At 34.0% G+C, this 20,510-nt stretch carries 10 protein-coding genes; 6 read left to right on the forward strand and 4 right to left on the reverse strand.

Features of this window, described 5'->3' with window-relative positions:
* Positions 1 to 492 precede the first annotated feature (492 nt).
* Positions 493 to 2,331, forward strand: a complete 1,839-nt coding sequence (locus EV145_RS17715; RefSeq protein WP_133526524.1) for a hypothetical protein — start codon at positions 493 to 495, stop codon at positions 2,329 to 2,331.
* A gap of 172 nt (positions 2,332 to 2,503) precedes the next feature.
* On the opposite strand, the gene EV145_RS17720 is transcribed toward EV145_RS17715, so the two are convergent.
* The 4 genes from EV145_RS17720 to EV145_RS17735 are packed head-to-tail and all read right to left on the reverse strand — an operon-like array spanning position 2,504 to position 14,878.
* Positions 2,504 to 3,292, reverse strand: a complete 789-nt coding sequence (locus tag EV145_RS17720; RefSeq protein WP_133526525.1) for a 4'-phosphopantetheinyl transferase family protein — start codon at positions 3,290 to 3,292, stop codon at positions 2,504 to 2,506.
* On the reverse strand, positions 3,279 to 7,244 hold the full coding sequence (locus EV145_RS17725; protein ID WP_133526526.1) for a non-ribosomal peptide synthetase: 3,966 nt from the start codon (positions 7,242 to 7,244) through the stop codon (positions 3,279 to 3,281). Before EV145_RS17725 ends, EV145_RS17720 begins: the two co-directional genes overlap by 14 nt.
* A gap of 33 nt (positions 7,245 to 7,277) precedes the next feature.
* Positions 7,278 to 8,186, reverse strand: coding sequence for a cupin-like domain-containing protein (locus EV145_RS17730; RefSeq protein WP_133526527.1), 909 nt, complete (start codon positions 8,184 to 8,186; stop codon positions 7,278 to 7,280).
* 17 nt (positions 8,187 to 8,203) lie between these two features.
* Positions 8,204 to 14,878 carry a polyketide synthase gene (locus tag EV145_RS17735; protein WP_208110914.1) on the reverse strand — a complete coding sequence of 2,225 codons (6,675 nt, stop codon included), beginning with the start codon at positions 14,876 to 14,878 and terminating at the stop codon, positions 8,204 to 8,206.
* A 1,116-nt stretch (positions 14,879 to 15,994) separates the two neighbouring features.
* On the opposite strand from EV145_RS17735, the gene EV145_RS17740 reads away from it, so the two are divergent.
* The 5 genes from EV145_RS17740 (at position 15,995) to EV145_RS17760 (ending at position 20,441) form a co-directional block, all read left to right on the forward strand.
* Positions 15,995 to 16,417 carry a T9SS type A sorting domain-containing protein gene (locus EV145_RS17740; protein WP_166638480.1) on the forward strand — a complete coding sequence of 141 codons (423 nt, stop codon included), beginning with the start codon at positions 15,995 to 15,997 and terminating at the stop codon, positions 16,415 to 16,417.
* A gap of 4 nt (positions 16,418 to 16,421) precedes the next feature.
* On the forward strand, positions 16,422 to 17,165 hold the full coding sequence (locus tag EV145_RS17745; protein WP_133526529.1) for a hypothetical protein: 744 nt from the start codon (positions 16,422 to 16,424) through the stop codon (positions 17,163 to 17,165).
* The gene (locus tag EV145_RS17750; protein ID WP_133526530.1) at positions 17,162 to 19,363 is read left to right on the forward strand and encodes a hypothetical protein; all 2,202 of its coding nucleotides are present in this window, start codon (positions 17,162 to 17,164) and stop codon (positions 19,361 to 19,363) included. The genes EV145_RS17745 and EV145_RS17750 overlap by 4 nt, the downstream gene beginning before the upstream one ends.
* Positions 19,364 to 19,970: 607 nt before the next feature.
* The gene (locus EV145_RS17755; protein ID WP_133526531.1) at positions 19,971 to 20,201 is read left to right on the forward strand and encodes a helix-turn-helix domain-containing protein; all 231 of its coding nucleotides are present in this window, start codon (positions 19,971 to 19,973) and stop codon (positions 20,199 to 20,201) included.
* A gap of 36 nt (positions 20,202 to 20,237) precedes the next feature.
* On the forward strand, positions 20,238 to 20,441 hold the full coding sequence (locus EV145_RS17760) for a helix-turn-helix domain-containing protein (protein ID WP_133526532.1): 204 nt from the start codon (positions 20,238 to 20,240) through the stop codon (positions 20,439 to 20,441).
* Positions 20,442 to 20,510: the final 69 nt, after the last annotated feature.

A 20,510-nucleotide genomic window follows, 5' to 3' on the forward strand; every position in this document is an offset into this window, starting at 1 on the left:
CGTTTTCATTCAGTACTTCTGCCGCTTTGATTACGATTTCAGACCGGTGTTGGGGTTAGTAACTTTTAGATCTGTTTTTTACCTAGTATCCAACGTTTATTTAAGTTTACCTCCGGTAATACCAGAAACTACAACCGGGTTAAAACAACTTTTATCAGCGATATCATTTCAGCTTTCATAAATTCGATATGGTGTTAAAATCCTGTAAAACAGTTGTTTGTGTTTTTTTAAATGAAATAATATTAGTGTTAAAGTTTTTTTACGTAAGAAAAATAGTCGTTACTTTGTATCTATTCTAAAAAATATACCTTCTATAAGCATTTATTCTGGAATTTAATCAATACCAAGAATTTTTATTGAATATTGACTCCCCATTCAATTACATAATAAAAAAAATATACCCCTTTTCAAACAACGTAATTTAGCAAAACCACTTAAAAGTGACTTTTGACAACTTGTTATAAATCATGTTTAATTAAATATTGATTGATTATGAAAAGACAATTACTCGTATTTAGCCTTTTTTTTCTATGTTTTCTCCAAGCAAATGGACAAGTCGGAATTGGAACTTCGACTCCAAATGCATCCTCTCAATTAGAAGTCGTTGCTACTAATAAAGGAATATTGATTCCCAGAGTAACATTGACAAGCACTACCGACGCGACAACGATATCTAATGGAAATCAAAACAGTCTTTTGGTATTTAACACGCAGACGGTTTCAGATATCACTCCCGGCTATTATTATTGGTATATCAACAAATGGATTCGGTTGGGAAGCTCTGGAAGTGTAACCAATTTGATAGATAATGGCGACGGAACTATTACTTATATCAATGAATTAAATATTAGGGAAACAGTCAATATTGCCCAAATTGTTAAAACTTATGAAACTTTAACCTCGGCTACATTTAATTCTGTAACCGGAATTTTGACATACATTGATGAACATAATGTTTCAACAACTTTGAATCTGTCTACCATGATTCCGAATTTTGAAACATTGACTTCTATTTCCCAAGATGTTACTGCTGGCACCATTACTTATGTTGATGAAAAAGGAGCTTCAACAGTTTTGGATATTGCAACCCTAATCAAACAGCATGAAACGCTGACATCTGCAACTTTTGATAATACTACAGGGGTCTTGACCTATATTGATGAACATAATGTTTCAACAACACTGAATCTGTCTACTATGATTCCGAATTTCGAAACATTGACTTCTATTTCCCAAGATGTAACTGCTGGCACAATTACTTATGTTGACGAAAAAGGAGTTTCAACAGTTTTGGATATAGCAGCCCTAATCAAACAGCATGAAACGCTGACATCTGCCAGTTTTGATGCTACAACGGGTATTTTGACTTACAATGACGAAGCCGGAACTGCAAATACCCTTAACTTAGGTTTAATGATTCCGAATTTCGAAACATTGACTTCAATTTCCCAAGATGTTACGGCTGGAACCATTACTTATGTTGATGAAAAAGGAGTTCCGACTATTTTGGATATTGCAGCCCTAATCAAACAGCATGAAACGCTGACTTCTGCCAGTTTTGATGCTACAACGGGTATTTTGACTTACAATGACGAAGCCGGAACTGCAAATACCCTTAACTTAGGTTTGATGATTCCGAATTTCGAAACATTGACTTCAATTTCGCAAGATGTTACGGCTGGGACAATTACTTATGTTGACGAAAAAGGAGTTTCAACTGTTTTGGATATTTTAACGCTGATCAAACAGAATGAAACACTGACTTCTGCCAGTTTTGATGCCGCAACAGGTATTTTAACTTACAACGACGAAGCCGGAACTGCAAACACCCTTAACTTAGGTTTAATGATTCCGAATTTCGAGACATTGACTTCAATTTCGCAAGATGTTACAGCTGGAACCATAACTTATGTTGATGAAGATGGCGCTTCAACTATTTTGAATATTGCATCATTAATTGCGCAACATGAAACTGTCACAACATTAGGACTTTCAGGAGGTACTTTGTCATACGCTAATGAGAATACTACGAATGCACCAATAAATTTAGTTTCAACTGACGTAAATAATGCGATAATAGCAGGAACTGATGGAGCTCTTTTTGCTGATAAAGCGGCGTTAGCTATTGAACCTTGGTTTGTTCAGGGAACTACAAATCAAGCAACACTAAACACTGACAATATTTATCAAATAGGGCGTGTTGGAATAAACAAGCAAATCGCAGATAAGCAACTAGATGTAAATGGAGATTTTAGATCATCGATTCTTGCGCCTGATGGAAAAATTCATAGTATAGAGGTAAACAGTGTGTGTGTCCGTTTTAAAGTATAAAATCAAGTGTAGGGAGCATTCAATTATCTAACCACTTTGTTGAGGATTATTGTATGATTATTGCACTTGCCTACTAAAGTTTAATATTTTAGACTGCTATATTAAAAAAAAATATCATTTAAATCATTCGATATCTTATTTCTTTATATTTTGAAAGACCGACTGTAATTCATCATTGCATTGGTTTCATCTTCAGTAAATCTTTCATATTATTTGGCATACTATACATTTCAATGTTGTTCGAATTTGACGCTAAACCCTCAAATGCTACGGTGCCCAAATAATAATCCGTAAGATCAAATGTATATACCTGCCAGTTTTGGCTATTTTTTATTAAGCTGAAATCGACATAATGCTGTCCGTCTGAGCAAGGTATATATTTAAAATCTTCGTCAATTCCTTTTCCTAGCGCTTTAACAAAAGACTCTTTGCGTGTCCATAACATATAAAATGTTTTTTTTTTGTCGTTGGAATTTTGAATGGTAACTCTTTCAATATCATCAAAAATATCTGGCAGAAGACTTGAATATTTAAAGTCATCTGATAAATATTCAATATCAATGCCCACTTTTTTGCGTGAAATCGCAATAGTAGCAAAGTTTTCAGAATGTGAGATATTGAAATGCAGCCAAGGATGAGAAGCTAAATAAGGTTTTTTATTAAAATCATAATCAAGATAAATATTTTTAACATCTAATTTAGTATAAGCGCCTAAAAGAAGTTTTAAAATTGCTCTGTATATGATAAACCTGTTTCTGTCTATTTCCTTGTAGAACCGCTGTGCTTTTTTAATTTCAATAGAATTGAGAAATAGATATAAATCAGATTGCAAATTGAGAAAATCGGGCAAATATATATTGTAAATGATAATATCATTTGCATTCAAATAGTATTCCTTATCAGGAAATAACTGACTACTTTTGATAGTTAAAAAAGAAACAAATAGTTTAGATTTTTTCATGTTTTTTATCTAGAATTTCTTGAAGTAGTCTGGCCAATTCCTTGTCATTTGGTGGCGCTAAAATATCATAATGATTACCCGAGATATTATGAATTGCGACTCCTTTCAAGGCAGCCTTTTTCCATCCCAGATTATTTGGGTCAACTTTATGGTCAATATCATCTTTTGATCGAAATAAATCTACTTTAAAATGCTGTGGTTTAAGTTGATATCGGTCTATGATTTTTTTTATCATGCCGTCAGCCTCGATAAGTTGCTCAATTGTCATAACTTTTTGCTCCATCGTATTGTTGTTTTTACCAAAAAAACTTTTTAAGATGTATTTATTTTCATTAATACGAATCTTAAAAGCCCTCCAGCTAAAAATCATTTCTTTGTATCGGACTATTTTTTTTTGCCAATAAGTTCTATAATAAAAAGAAGAATCAATTGATGAATCAAGTAATGCGGTCAAGCTAACCTCTTTGCCTAGTTCATTTAATTGGCGGGTCATTTCAAAGGCAATAATACCGCCAAAAGAATAGCCTGCTAAAGCGTAAGGCCCGTTAGGATTTTTTTTAATGATGGCATCTACATAATGAGCGGCCATATCTTCAATTGATTCGTACCAGTCATTGTATTCTTTTGCAGTGCCTTGAATACCGTAAACAGGCTGATCATCATCAAAATATTTACTGAGGTTGACAAAATTTAGAACATTGAGTCCTGCACCATGCACAATAAAAAGGGGAATTTTAGTGCCACTAGATTTTATTGCTACTAAGCAATCAGAATAAATTTCTTTACCAGCTATTAATTTTGCAAACTTCTCTATTGTTGAATGTTCAAATAGAGTAGAAAGGGGTAATTTTTTTCCCGTTTTTTCTTCAATTTTACTCATGACCCTAACCGCAACGAGCGAATGGCCACCCATCTCGAAGAAATTGCTGAAAATATCAACATTCTCCAAATTCAAGCTCTCTTTCCAGATAGCAGCTACTATTTCTTCTTCTTCTGTCCGAGGCTGTGTATATCCAATGTTTGTATCGGTTTTATATTCCAAAAGAGATTTACGGTCTATTTTTCCATTTAACGTTGTTGGGAACTTTTCTAATAGATTAAAATCATGAGGAACTAAATGGGATGGTAATTGAGAAGACAATTTTTCGCGCCATAAAGGAATTTGCTGTACAGCATTTTCAATAGATCCTTCTGGAACAATATGGCCAATAAGAAAATTTTTATCAGCTAGTACTACAGCATATTTTATGCCTTCAAGTTCCATCAAAGCTTGTTCAACTTCGCCTGGTTCAATACGATGGCCCCTAATTTTGACTTGCTGATCTAAGCGTCCTAAGCAAACAATTTCATTGTTAGGTAAAAGTTTGCCTAAATCTCCAGTGCGATATACGACACTTATTTTTGAATTTGAAAACTCATTAATTATAAATTTTTCATCTGTAAGTTCCGGCCTCTTCCAGTATCCTGCCGCTAATCCATCTCCGCCAATAGCAATTTCTCCAATTTTTCCAGGTGGCAAAAGTTTGCCATGCTCGTTAATTATATAAAGCTGCGTATTTGCAATAGGTTTACCAATTGTAATTAATGAATCGTCACTAGTTATTTGTTTTACAGAGGACCAAATTGTGGTTTCTGTCGGGCCATATACGTTCCAAATGGTATCGCATTTGTTTATTAGCTCTTTCGCAAGATCGGCAGACATGGCTTCTCCGCCACAAAGCGCCTTTATTGGCAACGGTGCTGACCAACCAGAATCTAATAGCATTGACCAAGTTGTGGGAGTTGCCTGTAAAAAACTGATTTTTTGTTTTTTAAGCACGTCTAGTAATAATCTGCCGTCTTTAGCAGTTTCATTGTCAGCCACTATTAGTGTAGCTCCTTTAATAAGTGGCAAGTATAGCTCTAAACCAGCAATATCAAAAGAAATAGTAGTGATAGAAAGCAACCTGTCATTTGGATTAATACCCGGTTCCTTAGCCATACTAAAAAGAAAGTTAACTAAGTTTTTATGAGTAATAGGAACTCCTTTTGGTTTACCTGTAGAACCAGAAGTGTAGAGTAAATAAGCTACAGTTTCAAAATCAACTTTTCTTTCTAATTTGGTTACTGGAAATTGGCTCAATATTGCCATGGCATCTTCTATTAAAATAATATCAGCCAGTTCTAATAATGATTGTGATACATCTTTATTTGTTAGTAAAAATTTAGCTTCAGAATCATCCATCATGAATTGTAGTCTAGAAATAGGATATTCAGGATCTAAAGGAAGATAAGCCGCACCGCACTGCGTTATGGCTAATAATGAAATTACCAGTTCTGAACAACGAGGCATTGAAACAGCAATAAAATCGCCGGGTAAAATACCTTTATCTTGTAGATAATGGGCCATTTGATTGATTTGAACTTGTAGGTCTTTATATAAAATAACAGTATCGAGAAATTCTAATGCTACATTTTCTGGTGTTTGTTTTGCTTGTAAATCAATTAAATCATGCAGTACGCTATTAGGATAGCTGGCATTTGTTGCATTTATTTCGTTGTATTCACTTATAAAATCTTGATTCGTAATTTGTTCTAAAGTTTTTGTTGGATCATCGGTAACTTTTTCTATTATTTTTTCTAGAGAGGCCATCATTTTTTTAATGGTTTCTGGTAGGAACAGAGCCGTGTTAAAAGACCATTCAAAAACGAGATTTTTTTCGGTACCGCTTGCATTAAGAAAAATTTCGAAAGTTTCGAAAGCCCTCGGATTACTCGTTAATTTATAGGTTAAATTTGTAAAATGAACACCATCAGTCATGCCTATATCTATGTTGAATGTAATGGGCACTAAAGGGATTCGTGAAGGATCGCGGGCAATATTTATTGTTTGTAAGAGCTGTCCAAAACTTAGTTGTGAATAATCATAACAATCAAAAAGTTCTGATTTTCGTTGTTTTAAGTAATCGTTAAAACTCTTATTTAAGTCTGGCCTGCTTCTTAATGGAAGTAAATTAACGCAGTGTCCCACCAAATGATTCATTCCTGTTGTAGCTTGACCAGCAGAAGGCAAACCTACTACGATATCATCCTGACCTGTTATTTGATATAAAAATAACTCAAAACTTACCAAGAGAGTAGTTACTAAACTTGAACCAGCATTTAAACCCGTTTGCTTTAGCTTTGATAATAAATTTGTATCTAAAGCAAAATCTAAACGTTGACTTTTGTACGTTCGAAGTGGTGGTCTTGGATTATCTGTAGGCAAATTTATAATCGGTACAGATTTTTTATATATTTCATTCCAAAACTGTTCTCCTTTTTTATTTTTTTCACTTTGTAAAAATAATTGTTCTTCATCTGCATAAGCGCTAAAGGGAATAGGTTCTGGCAAATTAGGTATTTTGCCTTCAACATAAGCTGAATAAAGTGCTCCCAGATCTTGAAGAATAATTCCAAGTGACCATCCATCACAAATTATATGGTGTACAGTAAGGATTAATCTATGATTCGTTTCAGAAAACTTCAATAAACCTACTTTGATTAATGGTCCGTTAATCAGATCAAAAAGAAAATGGGCGTCTTTATGAAGGTATTCCTGTAAGATAGTATTCTGGGAAGATGGATCGAGATGAGATAGGTTGAGTTGGGCAATATTTATTGAAAGTTGTTTATAGATAGACATATAAATACCGTTTGTGCTAAATGTAGCGCGCAATGCCTCATGACGTTCTATCAATTTTTGAATAGCCAGATCCATAACACCAGTGTCTAATGGGCCGTTAAATTCTACTGATAGTGATTCATTATAAGCACTAGCTGCATCATCGCCTCCAAAATAACAACCTGTCCAAATTTCAGCTTGTGTTTTTGTAGTAGGTATGACTTTTTCTAACTCTGGTCCAGAAAATGGATTAAAAGTTGCATTGTTTTTTAGAACTTCCACTTTATTTTTTCTATTAATATTGTACAATCAATTTTTTAGGAATAAATTATAGAAGCTATTTTATGCTTTAAAATTCTTCTTAATTCCAAAGAAATCTAATACCCTTATTGTCGATATCATGGTTGATAAATAAACTTTTGCTAATTCAGATTTTATGCTTTTCTTCTTCGTTAAATTAATAAAAACCTCTTTTTTGAATTTACCTAGATTAGAGGTATTCAAACAATCCTGAGCAATCGAAATTGTTTCGGTTAAAGAGTGTGCCGTATGCCACCAGCCACAAGGAATAAATAATGTTTCTCCCGGTCCTACAGTAAAAGTAATTGGCGTTAAATTTGTTGAAAGTGGATATTTTTCAAAATCGATATTTTTTAAATCTGGTATTTCTGAAACCCATAGATTATCTTTTTTTTGATAAATATAGGGCGTTTGACTAGGAGGAATAACGGTGAATTCTTTTACTCCCTGCAATTGGGTTATAAAAGCATGAAGACATAAATAATCGTAATGCACATAAGGAAATACGCCTCCTGGACTGCCAAAAAATATTTCTAATGTTTGAGCAGTACCTGTAAATCTTTTTGATATTAATTTGCTGTGCGTCCAGTCTGGCAAAGAATATTTAAATCGTGGCGACACATCAGGTATTAGTTCTGGATAGTCGGCGTCCATTTGAAGCTTGCAAGGATAAGGCGCAGGATTTTCTACTGTCGAAGTTTCCATCAAGTCGATGTAATCTTTCAGTTTGAATTTTTTCCCTTCTACGTTAACTTCTCTGTCTCCATAAGTAGATCTGAAGAATTCTAAAGAAAATTTTTCCTTTGCGTTCCAGCCTTCACAAGCATCGCCAATTACCACAGGATAATTAGCAAATAAATGATTTTTAGAGAATTCATCATATGTCATACCATGTTTTTTTTCAACAACATAATCTCCTACACGAATTAATTCAATTGTTTTAGCAGTCATAATTTAGTATTAGGGGTTTATAAATCAAGTTTAACATATTCGCCTTTTTTATTCGAATCTGCGATAAACCAAGCCGGATTACCATCTTTGTCTCTTCCTAGTTTTGCTCCGTTTACTGGTGGTTTATTGATAACAACTGAATTATTTGGTGTTTTCGATGAAATAGATTCCGATTTATTAGTAGTGAAGAATCCAGCTGAAACCATTTTATTAAGGCATTTTTTGAAAGTTTGAATTATTTGGTTAATGTCTTCTTCTTTATAAGCTTCAGTCAAAAAGCAAGGGAAGCCATCCCAGATATGAATTCCGTTTTCACGAAGTAAAGTGAATAGCAATTCGCCGTAAAGTACATCGTCATTAAACTTAAGTCGCCATAGAGAACCAAAATGATTAATTGTCATTGGCAGTTCTTTTGCTTTGATTTCTGTATTTAATGCGGCTGCTAAGCGACTAGTCATATTATTTAGTCTTTCTTGTAAATCTGGTCCTTGTTTTTTAAGATGAGTTAGGACTGCTTTTGATGCAGCAAGTGCCAACGGATGCCTTACAAAAGTACCTGCGAAGTATGTAACGCCAATTTCTGGAATAGAATCATCACCATATTGCCAATGGCCGCCATCAAGTGCATCCATATATTTTCGTTTTCCGGCAATAGCACCAATTGAAAGTCCGCCACCAATTACTTTTCCATAAGTTGCGATATCGGCCTGAATATTAAAAAGGGCCTGGATGCCTCCTGGATGCATACGGAATCCTGTAATAACCTCATCAAAAATTAGTGGTACGTCAGTCTCGGCAGTTAGTTCTCTCAGCTTATTTAAAAATGCTATTGGCTGAAATTCTGGTCTTCTGCTTTGAACCGGTTCCACTAAAACAGCAGCCAGTTCATCTGCTCGTTCTCGTATAATACGAAGACTTTCCTCTGTTCCATATTCTAAAATGAGTATGTTTTGAACAGATTCAGGCATAATTCCAGGAGCTGCAGGAAAAGAAATTAATTTTTTTGAGCCACGAACCAAAACTTCATCTATTATACCATGATAAGAGCCAGAAAACGCAACTATCAATGAGCGTCCAGTAACAGTTCGGGCTATTCGAATTGCACCTAAAACAGCTTCAGAACCGGTATTACACAGTGCAGCGCGATCTTGTTTTGTAAACTCACACAGCAATTCACAAACTTCTCCAGCTAATGGGTGTTGCGGTCCTACTTCAAATCCGTCTTCGATTTGTTGATGAAGCACTTCTTTGATAAAATCGGGCTGATAGCCAAAAAAGCAAGATCCAAATCCATTAAGTGTGTCAATGTAGACGTTTCCATCTAAATCCCATAAACGATTTCCACTGGATTTTTCGATGACAATCGGATAAACTATTTCTTTAGTTAAAGGTTTAAATCCAGAAACAACTCTTGGATCTGCCATAAAACTTCTATTTTTTTGAGCATAGGATTTACTTTTTCCGGTTTTTGCAGTGTAAGTAGCTATTAATTCATTTAGAAATTCCTTTTGAGAAGTACTCATTTCCTTTGTTTGTTTCTCAATTCTAGGAGATGCTCCAAAAGGTTTTTGATGTTCAGAAATTTCTTCAGGTGTTCTTACTTCTTCAACTGTATTTCCAATTTTTATATCAGTCTCAGATTGTTGAAATGTTTCCTGATGCATTTCGTTAGACTCCACTGCAGTATTACCCTGAAGAAGTTCCATTTGTTTTCCTAAAAGCTGCAGTTGCTGCGCGATCAACCCTAAAGCCGTATTGCTCGTATTGTTGAATGTAGGAGAAGCTAGATTGGCAGTTGCTGTTGGGGCAGCAATTACGTTTGAAACTATTTTTGTTGGTTCGATGCTTTTATACTCCTCTTGTGGAAGATTTAGATCAAGATAATCTGCCAAAAGAGAGGGTGAACTAAATTCTTCATTGAGTTGTCGAAAGGTTATGGCAATTTTAAAATCTTTTTTTAACCTTATGGCAAGCTGAGTAAGCGTTAATGAATCCATTCCAAGGTCAAGAAAACTTTGAGAAGATGCATCATTTGGGTAATCTATACCAGATGTTTGACTTACAATTGAAGAAATGTTGTTAAGTATAGTAGTTTTTCTCATAGGTTTGTTTCCATTTAGTTTACTAATCGAATTTTGTATTATGTCTGTATTTTTTGCGTTTATAGCAACAGAAACCGGTATTGAATTTTGCATTTGCACCAAAGGGGGGTCGATCCAGCAGCGTTTCCGATCGAACACGTAGCTTGGTAATTCAACTTTTTGCCTGTCTTGCCCGCTATAAAAAGCATTCCAGTCTGGATCAATTCCTTTCTGCCATAGTTCACCTAAGGTCTGCAAAACAGAATTGTATTCATTCATCTTATTTTTAGGTGCTGCTAAACTTGTAAATGCAGGGATTATTTTTCCTGTTGCCTGCTGTTTCGTCAAAGTAGTTAATGTGTGCCCTGGACCAATTTCGATAAAAATAGGATCTTCTAACTTTAGCAAGACATCTGCTGCAGGTGCAAATCTCACTGTACTGCGCAAATGGTCTGACCAGTATTTTGAACTAACAGCTTCTTCATCTTTAAGCCAGGATCCTGTAACAGTAGAAACAATGGGCATAGTAGGCTTATTAAGACGTGCCTTTTTTACTTCATTTTCAAAGACTTCCAATACTGGATCCATCATTGATGAATGAAATGCATGACTGGTGAAAAGCAAGTTATTAGCAATTTCTATCGCATCTAATGATTTGGCAAACTCTTTTATGTGACTATCTTTTCCAGCAACGACACATAAAAAATCAGAATTAATAGCCGCTAGAGAAAGCGTTTTTGGGAGAAGCTCTTTTAATTTGTCTTCATGAAGTCTTACGGAAAGCATGCTTCCTGCAGGAAGTTCATTGACTAGACGTCCTCTAACTGCAATTAAATGCAACGCATCTTCTAGACTAAAAATGCCTGCCAAATGAGCCACTACAAATTCTCCAATACTATGGCCACAGTATACGGTTGGCTTTATTCCCCAGCTTAACCAAAGTTGTGATAATGCGTATTCTGTTACAAACAACGCAGGTTGTGTGAAACGGGTTTCTTTCAATCTTGTCTCCGTCTCTGGTGTTACGATTTCTGGATATAGAATTTCACGAATGTCTAATGACAACTCATCCAGTAAGATTGTTGCACATTTGTCGATTGCATCTTTATAAACGGGCTCATTTTTATAAAGATTAATTCCCATTTGAGAAAATTGAGAGCCTTGACCAGGGAAAAGAAAAACTAGTTCTCCTGGGGCAATCTTTAAGACCGCATTTTTGATATTGTTTTTTTGATCCGAAAGAAGCTCCCGACTTGCATCTGTATTGCTTTCGGATAGAAGAAAACTTCTGTACGCAAAAGTCTCTCTAGTTTTATTTAGTGAAAAAGCAACATCTGCCAATGATAAATCAGGTTTTGATTGAAGAAAATTACCTAATTCCGTTTCATAACCTTTAGCACTTTTTTCTGATTTGGAGGACCACATCAACAGTTGCAAGGGACGGCTCGGACTCGATTTTTTCTGTTCAGTCGGGTATTCTTCTACAACAATATGGACATTAGTGCCACCAACTCCAAAGGAACTCACACCGGCTCGTAATGGTTCGTTTGAATTCCAATTGCGTAATGATGCATTTACAAAAAACGGACTATCTTCAAAATTAATTGCTGGATTGGGTTTATTGAATCCTAATGAAGGCGGAATAACCTTGTTGTTCATTGCCAGAATTGTTTTTATTAATCCGGCAACACCAGCGGCTGCAGTAAGATGTCCCATATTACTTTTTATCGACCCTAAGGCACAAAAGTTATTTATGTCCTGTTCTCCAAAAGCCATTTTAAGTCCTTCGATTTCTATAGGATCACCTAGCGGCGTTGCGGTTCCGTGAGTTTCAACATAACTGATTGAATTGGGTGAAACTCGTGCATCTTGAATTGCTTTCGTTATAGCAAGAGCTTGTCCTTCAACGCTTGGAGCCGTAAAACTTCCTTTACTGCCCCCATCATTTGTAACTCCTATGCCTTTTATAATACCGTATATTTTGTCACCATCTTTTTGGGCTGTATCTAAACTTTTTAAAAGCACAACTCCAGCTCCATCGCTAAATACAGTTCCTTTTCCTAAAGCATCAAAAGAACGGCAATGCCCATCAGGACTCAACATCGAACCTTCCTGATAAAGATGTCCGCTAAAAATAGGAGCGGTAATGCTTGAACCTCCGGCAAGTGCGATGTCGCATTGACCATTTCGGATAGCTTCTACAGCCTCGGCGATAGCAAGCAAGGAGGTTGAGCAGGCAGAATGAACACTAACCGCTGGACCTTTTAAGTTCAAATGATAAGCTGTTCTTGTAGAAATATAATCTTTTTCGTTAACAGTTTCTGCTTGCAGGTATCCAATTTGATCTATTATTTCAGTATTAGGTAATATATTTTTTTTATAATAGGTGTTGGCGCCAGTACCTGCATAAACGCCTATTGTGCCTTTGTAATGTTTCGGCAAATAACCAGTTTGCTCAAGAGATTCCCAAGCAATTTCCAAGAATATGCGCTGCTGTGGATCCATTACTTCAGCTAGTTTTGAATTTATTCCAAAAAAGGCAGCATCAAAAGTCTTTGAATTGGGTAAAATGCCACGGGCACTTACATAAAGCGGATCATTGCGTAATGATTCTGGAATACTAGGATCAAGCTCTTCAGGTTTGAAAAAAGAAATTGTTTCTTTACCTTCTTTTAATACTTCCCACAACTGGTCTATAGTATTTGCTCCTGGAAATCTTCCGGCCATACCAATAATGGCCACATCAGCTGAACCATTCAATTTAGTATCTTTTTTAATGTTGTTTTTAGCCTCCGTATCTTTTTTAGGTTCTAGATATTCAGCTATTTGAGAAATTGTCGGAAATTGATATAGTTTTGTTACGGGGAGTTTATAGTTGTATTCCTTTAATAAAACAGCCACTAATTTTTGAGCCAACAAAGATGTTCCTCCCATTTCAAAAAAATTATCATCAATTCCAATTTTTGGTATATGAAACAAACCAAACCAAGCTTTAGTAATGTTTTTTTGAATTTCAGTAGTTGCTTTTTTATATAAAGGTGCATTGCTTGGTCTATTGTATTCAGGTGGCGGGAGCATTTTCTTATCAATTTTTCCACTAGAGGTCCTGGGAAATTCCTTAACTAAGGTAAAGTAGGAGGGAATCATATAATCAGGCAATATGGTTGCTGTTTTTTCACGAATAGCAGCGATATCAATATTTTCTTGACTGGTTTGAATATAGGCAGCCAATTGAGTTTGCCCTAAAAGATTTGACGCTAATACAACTGTTTGCTGTATGCCAATTAAAGAATTAATTGCCAATTCAACTTCAGCCAGTTCTATTCGGTGTCCACTAATTTTAACTTGATCATCTTGACGTCCAAGAAATTCAATATTTCCATCGGGCAAATATTTAGCTATATCTCCCGAGCGATAAATGCGAATATTTTTGCCGTCGGGTGCTTTCCAATCAAGAAACTTTTCATTGGTTAACTGCTCATTTTTCAAATAGCCTTCTGCTAGACATTCGCCGGCAATATAGAGTTCGCCAATTTCTCCATTGTCTACAATTTCAAGATTTTGATTGAGAATAAGTATAGAAGTGTTGTAAATAGGTTTGCCAATTGAGGGTAATGTTGGCCAATAAGCGGGATCACCGTCCAATTTTAATTCAGTAACAACGTGGCACTCCGTAGGCCCATATTGATTATAAAGAACACAAGTATTCAACTTCGTGAAAAATGCCTGTACTACAGGCGTGATTTTAAGTTGTTCACCAGCGGTCATTATTTCTTTGAGCGAATTAGGAAATAAGTCTGCACTAAAAGCGGCTTCGGCTAAAGCTTGTAATGCTACAAATGGTAAAAAAAGTCTATTGATTTGTTGCTTTTCAATGAAGTTTATAAGGGCAACCATGTCAAGTCTTAAATATTCTTCAATCAAAACAAGGGTGCCTCCTGTACTTAAAGTTGCCATAATTTCTTGAAAAGAAACATCAAAAGTTAAAGGAGCAAATTGCAAAGTACGTGTTCCATTTGTACTCGTTGATTTTTTGTTTTGCCAATTGATAAGATTTATAAGTGCTCCCTGTCCCATGCATACACCTTTTGGTTCACCTGTCGAGCCAGAAGTATACAAAATATATGCAGCATTTTGAGACATTGCGTCTTGATTGCAGTCGGTTTGATTTTGAATGTCATTGTTTTTCAATGATTTAAGCCCCAGAGATAACACAGTAGCTTCATCTGTATCATTTGATAAACAGAAGGTTAAATTGGAATTTTTAATGATATTTAATATACGGCTTTTTGGGTATCCAAAATCAATTGGGAGATAAGCTTTACCAGCTTTTAAAATAGCCAACATAAAGATAATTTGCTCTACACCTCGTGTTGTAGAGAGTCCGATTATGTTTTCGTTTTTTGCTTGTTTTAAAAGAGAAAGATGAGCTTTTGAAGCGGCTTGCTCTAATTCACTGTAAGTTACCTGTTTTTTGTCAAACTCCAGGGCAATGGAATTAGGATGCATTTCTACTTGTTTGGCAAACAGTTCATATAATGTGTTTATGGGATGAGAGTTTTTTGTATCTCGCATCTTATTATGAGTATTATTATTGTTAGGTCTTATCATCGTAATTTCTTTAAAAAATTAAAAGTCTGCAAAATACTATTGATAAAAATATAGCAAGGAAAACGCAAGGTTATCGCAAGCCAACTAGTGGAATAAAAATCATTTTTGTCTTTACAATTTCCCGTATAAAGAATAATAAAAGGTTGAAAAAAAAACAGTTTATTGGCTTTTTTGTTACATTGTTTTCACTGTTTTAATGAATATCGTTCATTTTTTAATCAAATCAAGGAAAATTATTTCATTAAAACTTGTAATTTCTATATAAAGCTGTTATTATCGATTAAAAGCATGTTTTGGGTTATATCACGCAAATTTTATATAATTATTGCACGATTCTTTTGAGCAAAATTTATTACAGAGTTTTGTTTCCAAATATGCTATTTATTAAAGATTATTATCTCAACTACTATGGATTTGCAAGTTTGAAAAATTCAGTAATTTTCTTTTTTGTTGACATTAATGATTTTTTTTGCTTGCCAATTCCCTATTGATAAAAGCTCTAGTATGTTTCCTGCTTTTTTAAACTAAAAATGACTTACAGTAATTGAAACAGCACATGATAAAGAGGAGCGACTTTAAATTAAAAGGCACCTGGCTAATAGTTTGCATGTAAGTTGTTGTTTATTAAGTATTTATAAGTTGATGAATTGCGAAATTCGTATTTTAACGTACCGTAACTATCAATTAAAAAAAAATATGCAGTATAATTTACAAATTAAGCAAAAAATGTCTCCTGACATAATTATCAAAACAGATCAGCGTTAGTTATATATACCCCGCAGATGTTTTACAAAATCAAGTATTTAATTTATCGAATAATTCCCAGAGCGATAGGATTAATAATTTTTAATTAAAGTGCAAAAAAATCATAAAATTGGCTTTTTAGATGTAAGTAAATAGTCATTAAAATACTACATTTTGTGTGCTTTATCGGAAATAAATTTTATTATATCGATTTAATTTTGAAATTAAATATTTTTGCAGTATAAAAATATAAAGAATTAATAAACTGTGCAGTATCTAAGCTTTCGAAATACTAGTTTCCTTATAATCACTATGTTACTGTTCTCTTTTAAAGGGATTAGTCAAAATACACAAGGGAGTGATACTGATATAATGGAAACTATTATTCCATCAGGAAGTACTGCTACTGGCTCCTCTGGAACAGTATCATATTCTATTGGGCAAGTATTCTATATGTATATAGGAGAATCCGATTACAAAGTAGCCCAAGGTGTGCAACAGCAAGAAAAAGACAAAGCATTGGACACACCCGATATTGAAGTACCAATTACAGAATTATTTGTTTTTCCAAATCCTACAACAGACTATGTAAACTTAAGTTTGAAAGGATTGGAAATAGAAAATGGAATACGACATTATAAGCTTTATGACATTCAAGGGAGACTGCTGCAACAGCGTATAATTAATGAAACTGAAACCCAAATTAGTTTAAGTAATCTTAGTTCATCTTTATATATATTAACAGTATATATAGATAACCAAGTTTTGAAAACATTTAAAATATTAAAAAATTAAAAGAATGAAAATTGCGCTTACAATTGTATTATTATTTGTGGCTTTTACTGCTAAAGTATTTGCACAGTCACCAGAAAAAATGAGCTATCAGGCAATTATTCGTGGTCAAAATAATAGCTTGGTGGTTAATTCAAAAATAAGTCTTAAAGTAATTGTGCATCAAGGTACTTCAACAGGCACTGCTGTTTATCAAGAAACACATTCACCTTCTACAAATAGCAATGGTCTTGTTTCTTTGGAAATTGGAAGTGGAACTGTTGTAACAGGTAATTTTAGTCAGATAGCTTGGGAAAAAGGACCTTACTTTATAGAAACACAAGTAGATGCAACTGGTGGCAGCAATTATAACATTATTGGCGTTACACAGCTTTTGAGCGTACCTTATGCTTTGCATGCCAAAACAGCTGACAGATTGATAGGAGGGACCACAACGGCTCCTGCTGTCAGAGCTACAGTCATTTCATTTACTTCTTCAAGGAGTATTGCCTCCACTGATATAAATAATACAATTGAATGTACGGCATCAGCTACATTTACACTAACTGCTAATTTTTCGAGCATGTTGGTAGGGGATACAATTAATTTAGAAGCTCATAATGGCGCTATATTGACTATACAAGCCGCGTCAGGTGTAACAATAAATTATAATGCAAACGGTAGTGCAAATTTTACGAGCGCTGCTGGGAATGTAAGGTTTGGGTTTCTTAGAAAAACAGGTACAAATTCCTATATTATATCAGGACAATGAAGCATTTAATTTATTTTTTACTCTTTTCAACAGCAGTTTTTTCGCAAAATTACCAGTATTCACTTGATCAAGCTCCTGTAAAAACTCCTGAAACTCCTACCGGTGTAAATAATCAGTTAGAAGAAATTGATTATTTTAAAGCTTATTTATTGCCAATTGCCCAAAAAGCGACGCTGCAGTCAGCTTTAGATAAATATGGATCTGTTCGATTAGAAAAAGGTGATTATTCTGGTGTAGATATTGTAATGACTAGTGACAAGAGATTATACGGACATCCATCTTTAACAAAAGTTTCAAATATAACAATTGCAGCAGGAAGTAAAAATGTACGTTTAGAGAATCTGCTTCCTTCTGATAAAATTATAAAGTTTGAAAGTGGTGCTGAAATTTCGGGATGTATTTTTAAAAGCATCAAATGGGCTACTTTACAAGGTACCAATGTCGCACTTAGAGATAATTCGTTTATAGACTTTGGCGGACCAATCAGAATTGATTGTAGTGTATCAGGATATATTAGAAACACTAAGATAATTAAACATCAAGCAGGGACAGTTTCCAATCTTCTTATAATGAAAGGAAACAGTATTGATCCTAGTTATGGTAATGTACATGTCCATACTAATTTTTTAACACCTCACGGTGATACTACAGAACTTGACGGATTACAGTCAGCTACCTTTGTAGGTTTAGATGCTGAAGGTTGGAATCTTTTAAATGAAGGTACAAAAGCTATGTTTTCGGCAAAAAACATGGGTAATCTTAAGATAACTGATTTTGGTGGAGGTAGTTACGAATCGAATCCAACTCCGTCTTATGATATTGACGCTAATAATCTATCCTTTTATAATAAGTTTCTACGAACTTCTACTGATGTATTGTCAACAAAAACGAATATGTTTTTAGTATTTGGATTAGGGAATTATTTAAGAAAATCTGGAACCGTTACAGGATTTGATCTTTTGGGCAATCTGGATGGAAGCAATGCTGTAAATTATAATGGAGTTGAACAAACGGCTGCAATAACAAATACTTCCGTTTTTAATACACTTTCAAATACAATACAAGGACCACAATACAAAGCTTGGGACAGAGCGAATTGGGAAACATTGCCAGACCCATTAGGGCCTAATTGGAAAACAGAAAGAGCAGGGAAGCCTGATCAAACGAGCTATATTCAAAATTTAATCAATACGAACGGTATTGCCGAATTACCAGAAGGAATTTTTTACATAGGCGCTACCTTAAAACTTCCAATTGATTCTAATCACGGTATAATCGGTCAGGGAACTGGAAAAACGGTAATTGTTGGTTTAACAGATGATTTTCCTTTAATATCTCTTACTGGAGGACAGGACACTAATTTTATATTAGCAAATCTAACCCTGCAGGGCGGAAGCGCAGGAATCTATTCTTCACAGGATTATGGGACACAGCATATGGCACTGCAAAAAATGAAATTTGTAGTATTTAGAAATCAAAACTATGGTATACATCTCAAAAAAATAAAAGGATTTGATAATAATTTTCTTGAAAATTTGGGCTTTGTTGATTGTAATATTGGATTTTTTCAAGACCCTCTTATGCCATGGGCAAATGATAGTGATACTTCTAGTTTTGTTGACAAAACCATGTTTTATAAAAATCAATTTATAAATTGTGGTATAGCAGTTTCAATGAGAGCTACCAGGGCAGATAATTTAAATGCTTGGGTAGATTGCAAATTTGACAATAATAAAACAGCTTTAAATACGTCAGGACAAAATTTTGCCATTGCTGCCAACTGTAATTTTACTAACAACAAAGGATCAGCTGTCACCGGTACTGTAGGTGATTATACTTATAAAGAAAATGCAGTTATTAATGGTGATTTAAGTTATTACTCCTGCAATTTTAGTAATAACAGCGCAGCTTTTCTAATCAATTCTAAAAGTACAACAATGGAAGGCTGTAATTTGCTTGATAATATTACCGTATTTGCTAATACTATTTATTATGAAGAAAACCACAATATTATAAATTCAACTGTTAATGGACGCTTTGGTGGGGCAACAACAAAAACTCATGGTGTTTTTATCAACAGCAGTTTTGCATCCCATCCTGAATACAGCAAAGTATTAGTGAACTTAAAGGAAAATGTGCCGACAACTATAATAGACAAAAATCCAACTCCATATCCTCAACTGCTCGTAACGCAATAAACGATTTATCAATTATTTACTGATTGTCCATAATAGAGCATTTTTTTAACTACAAAAAGCAATTTAGATACCAATACATCTAAATTGCTTTTTGAGTTTACTATTTTCTTATTCTTTAGTTCTTACTGCAAGTACGTTTTTTTATCGATTCTCTAAATTTATTATTTCCTTTCATAATGGGTTTTTATTATTTCAATGATATTGTGAGAATAGTCTTGGAAAGGCATTCATTTATTCCGACATGGCATATAGAAATTTGACCTTCAAATTGTATTCAATATTGTTTTGTTTAATTTTTATTTAAAAATAATAAACAAAATGTCGTTTTTTAGAGTAAAAAAGTGGAACAATTTGTAGTTCATCGGATTTAAAAATCCTTTGGACAGATTTATTATTTAAAACTAGAAACAATGTATATTTTTAGTCAAAATTTATAAAGTATATTAATTAAATTCAATGATTTAGCGTTTTTTGAGATTTTTTGATAATATTTTTGATAATCTAAAAGTGCCTTTTTTAAAGATAATTGAATTTAAAATGATAATTATTATTGATTTAGTAAAAAGTAAAAAGCATAAAGTTCACCCCAAACTAAATTTTTTGTTCTATGAAATATGCAGTATATGAAAATATTAGAAAAATTAGAGAATTAAAAAATTTCACTAGAGAATATATGGCAGCTGAATTGAATATGAGTGCCAGCGGATATGGAAAAATTGAAAGAGGTGATGTTGACTTGACTGTTTCAAAATTAATTGAGATTTCAAAAGTTTTAGAGGTTTCAATAGAGTTTGTTTTTAAGTTCGACGTTTCAATTTTTTTTAGTGAAAGTAGATAGAGATAATTAAATTTAAATGCAGAAAATTAAACTATCATGGAAAATTACCACTTAAGAATTAAAGAATTTCGATTGCAAAAGAATTTAACTTCTGAATATGTAGCTATTCAAATGGAAATCAGCGTAAAAAAGTATGAAAATATAGAAATAGGGATTGTTGATCTCAAATTGTCTAAACTGGATCGTTTAGTCAAGATCTTGGGAATCAAAAAAAGTGAAATCTTTAGTTTAGCAAACTAAATTTTAAAGACTACAATATTTGATTCCCTCAAGGATAAGCTTTAAAAGGTAAGATCGGACATTCCTTAA

The sequence above is a fragment of the Flavobacterium sp. 245 genome, from assembly GCF_004362055.1.
In the GTDB taxonomy this organism is placed as follows: Bacteria; Bacteroidota; Bacteroidia; order Flavobacteriales; family Flavobacteriaceae; genus Flavobacterium.

Excerpts from the sequence above, each read along its gene's own strand:
- EV145_RS17715 (WP_133526524.1), top strand. The coding sequence starts at position 493 with ATGAAAAGACAATTACTCGTATTTAGCCTTTTTTTTCTATGTTTTCTC.
- EV145_RS17720 (WP_133526525.1), bottom strand. The coding sequence starts at position 3,292 with ATGAAAAAATCTAAACTATTTGTTTCTTTTTTAACTATCAAAAGTAGT.
- EV145_RS17730 (WP_133526527.1), bottom strand. The coding sequence starts at position 8,186 with ATGACTGCTAAAACAATTGAATTAATTCGTGTAGGAGATTATGTTGTT.
- EV145_RS17735 (WP_208110914.1), bottom strand. The coding sequence starts at position 14,878 with ATGATAAGACCTAACAATAATAATACTCATAATAAGATGCGAGATACA.
- EV145_RS17740 (WP_166638480.1), top strand. The coding sequence starts at position 15,995 with ATGGAAACTATTATTCCATCAGGAAGTACTGCTACTGGCTCCTCTGGA.
- EV145_RS17745 (WP_133526529.1), top strand. The coding sequence starts at position 16,422 with ATGAAAATTGCGCTTACAATTGTATTATTATTTGTGGCTTTTACTGCT.
- EV145_RS17750 (WP_133526530.1), top strand. The coding sequence starts at position 17,162 with ATGAAGCATTTAATTTATTTTTTACTCTTTTCAACAGCAGTTTTTTCG.
- EV145_RS17755 (WP_133526531.1), top strand. The coding sequence starts at position 19,971 with ATGAAATATGCAGTATATGAAAATATTAGAAAAATTAGAGAATTAAAA.
- EV145_RS17760 (WP_133526532.1), top strand. The coding sequence starts at position 20,238 with ATGGAAAATTACCACTTAAGAATTAAAGAATTTCGATTGCAAAAGAAT.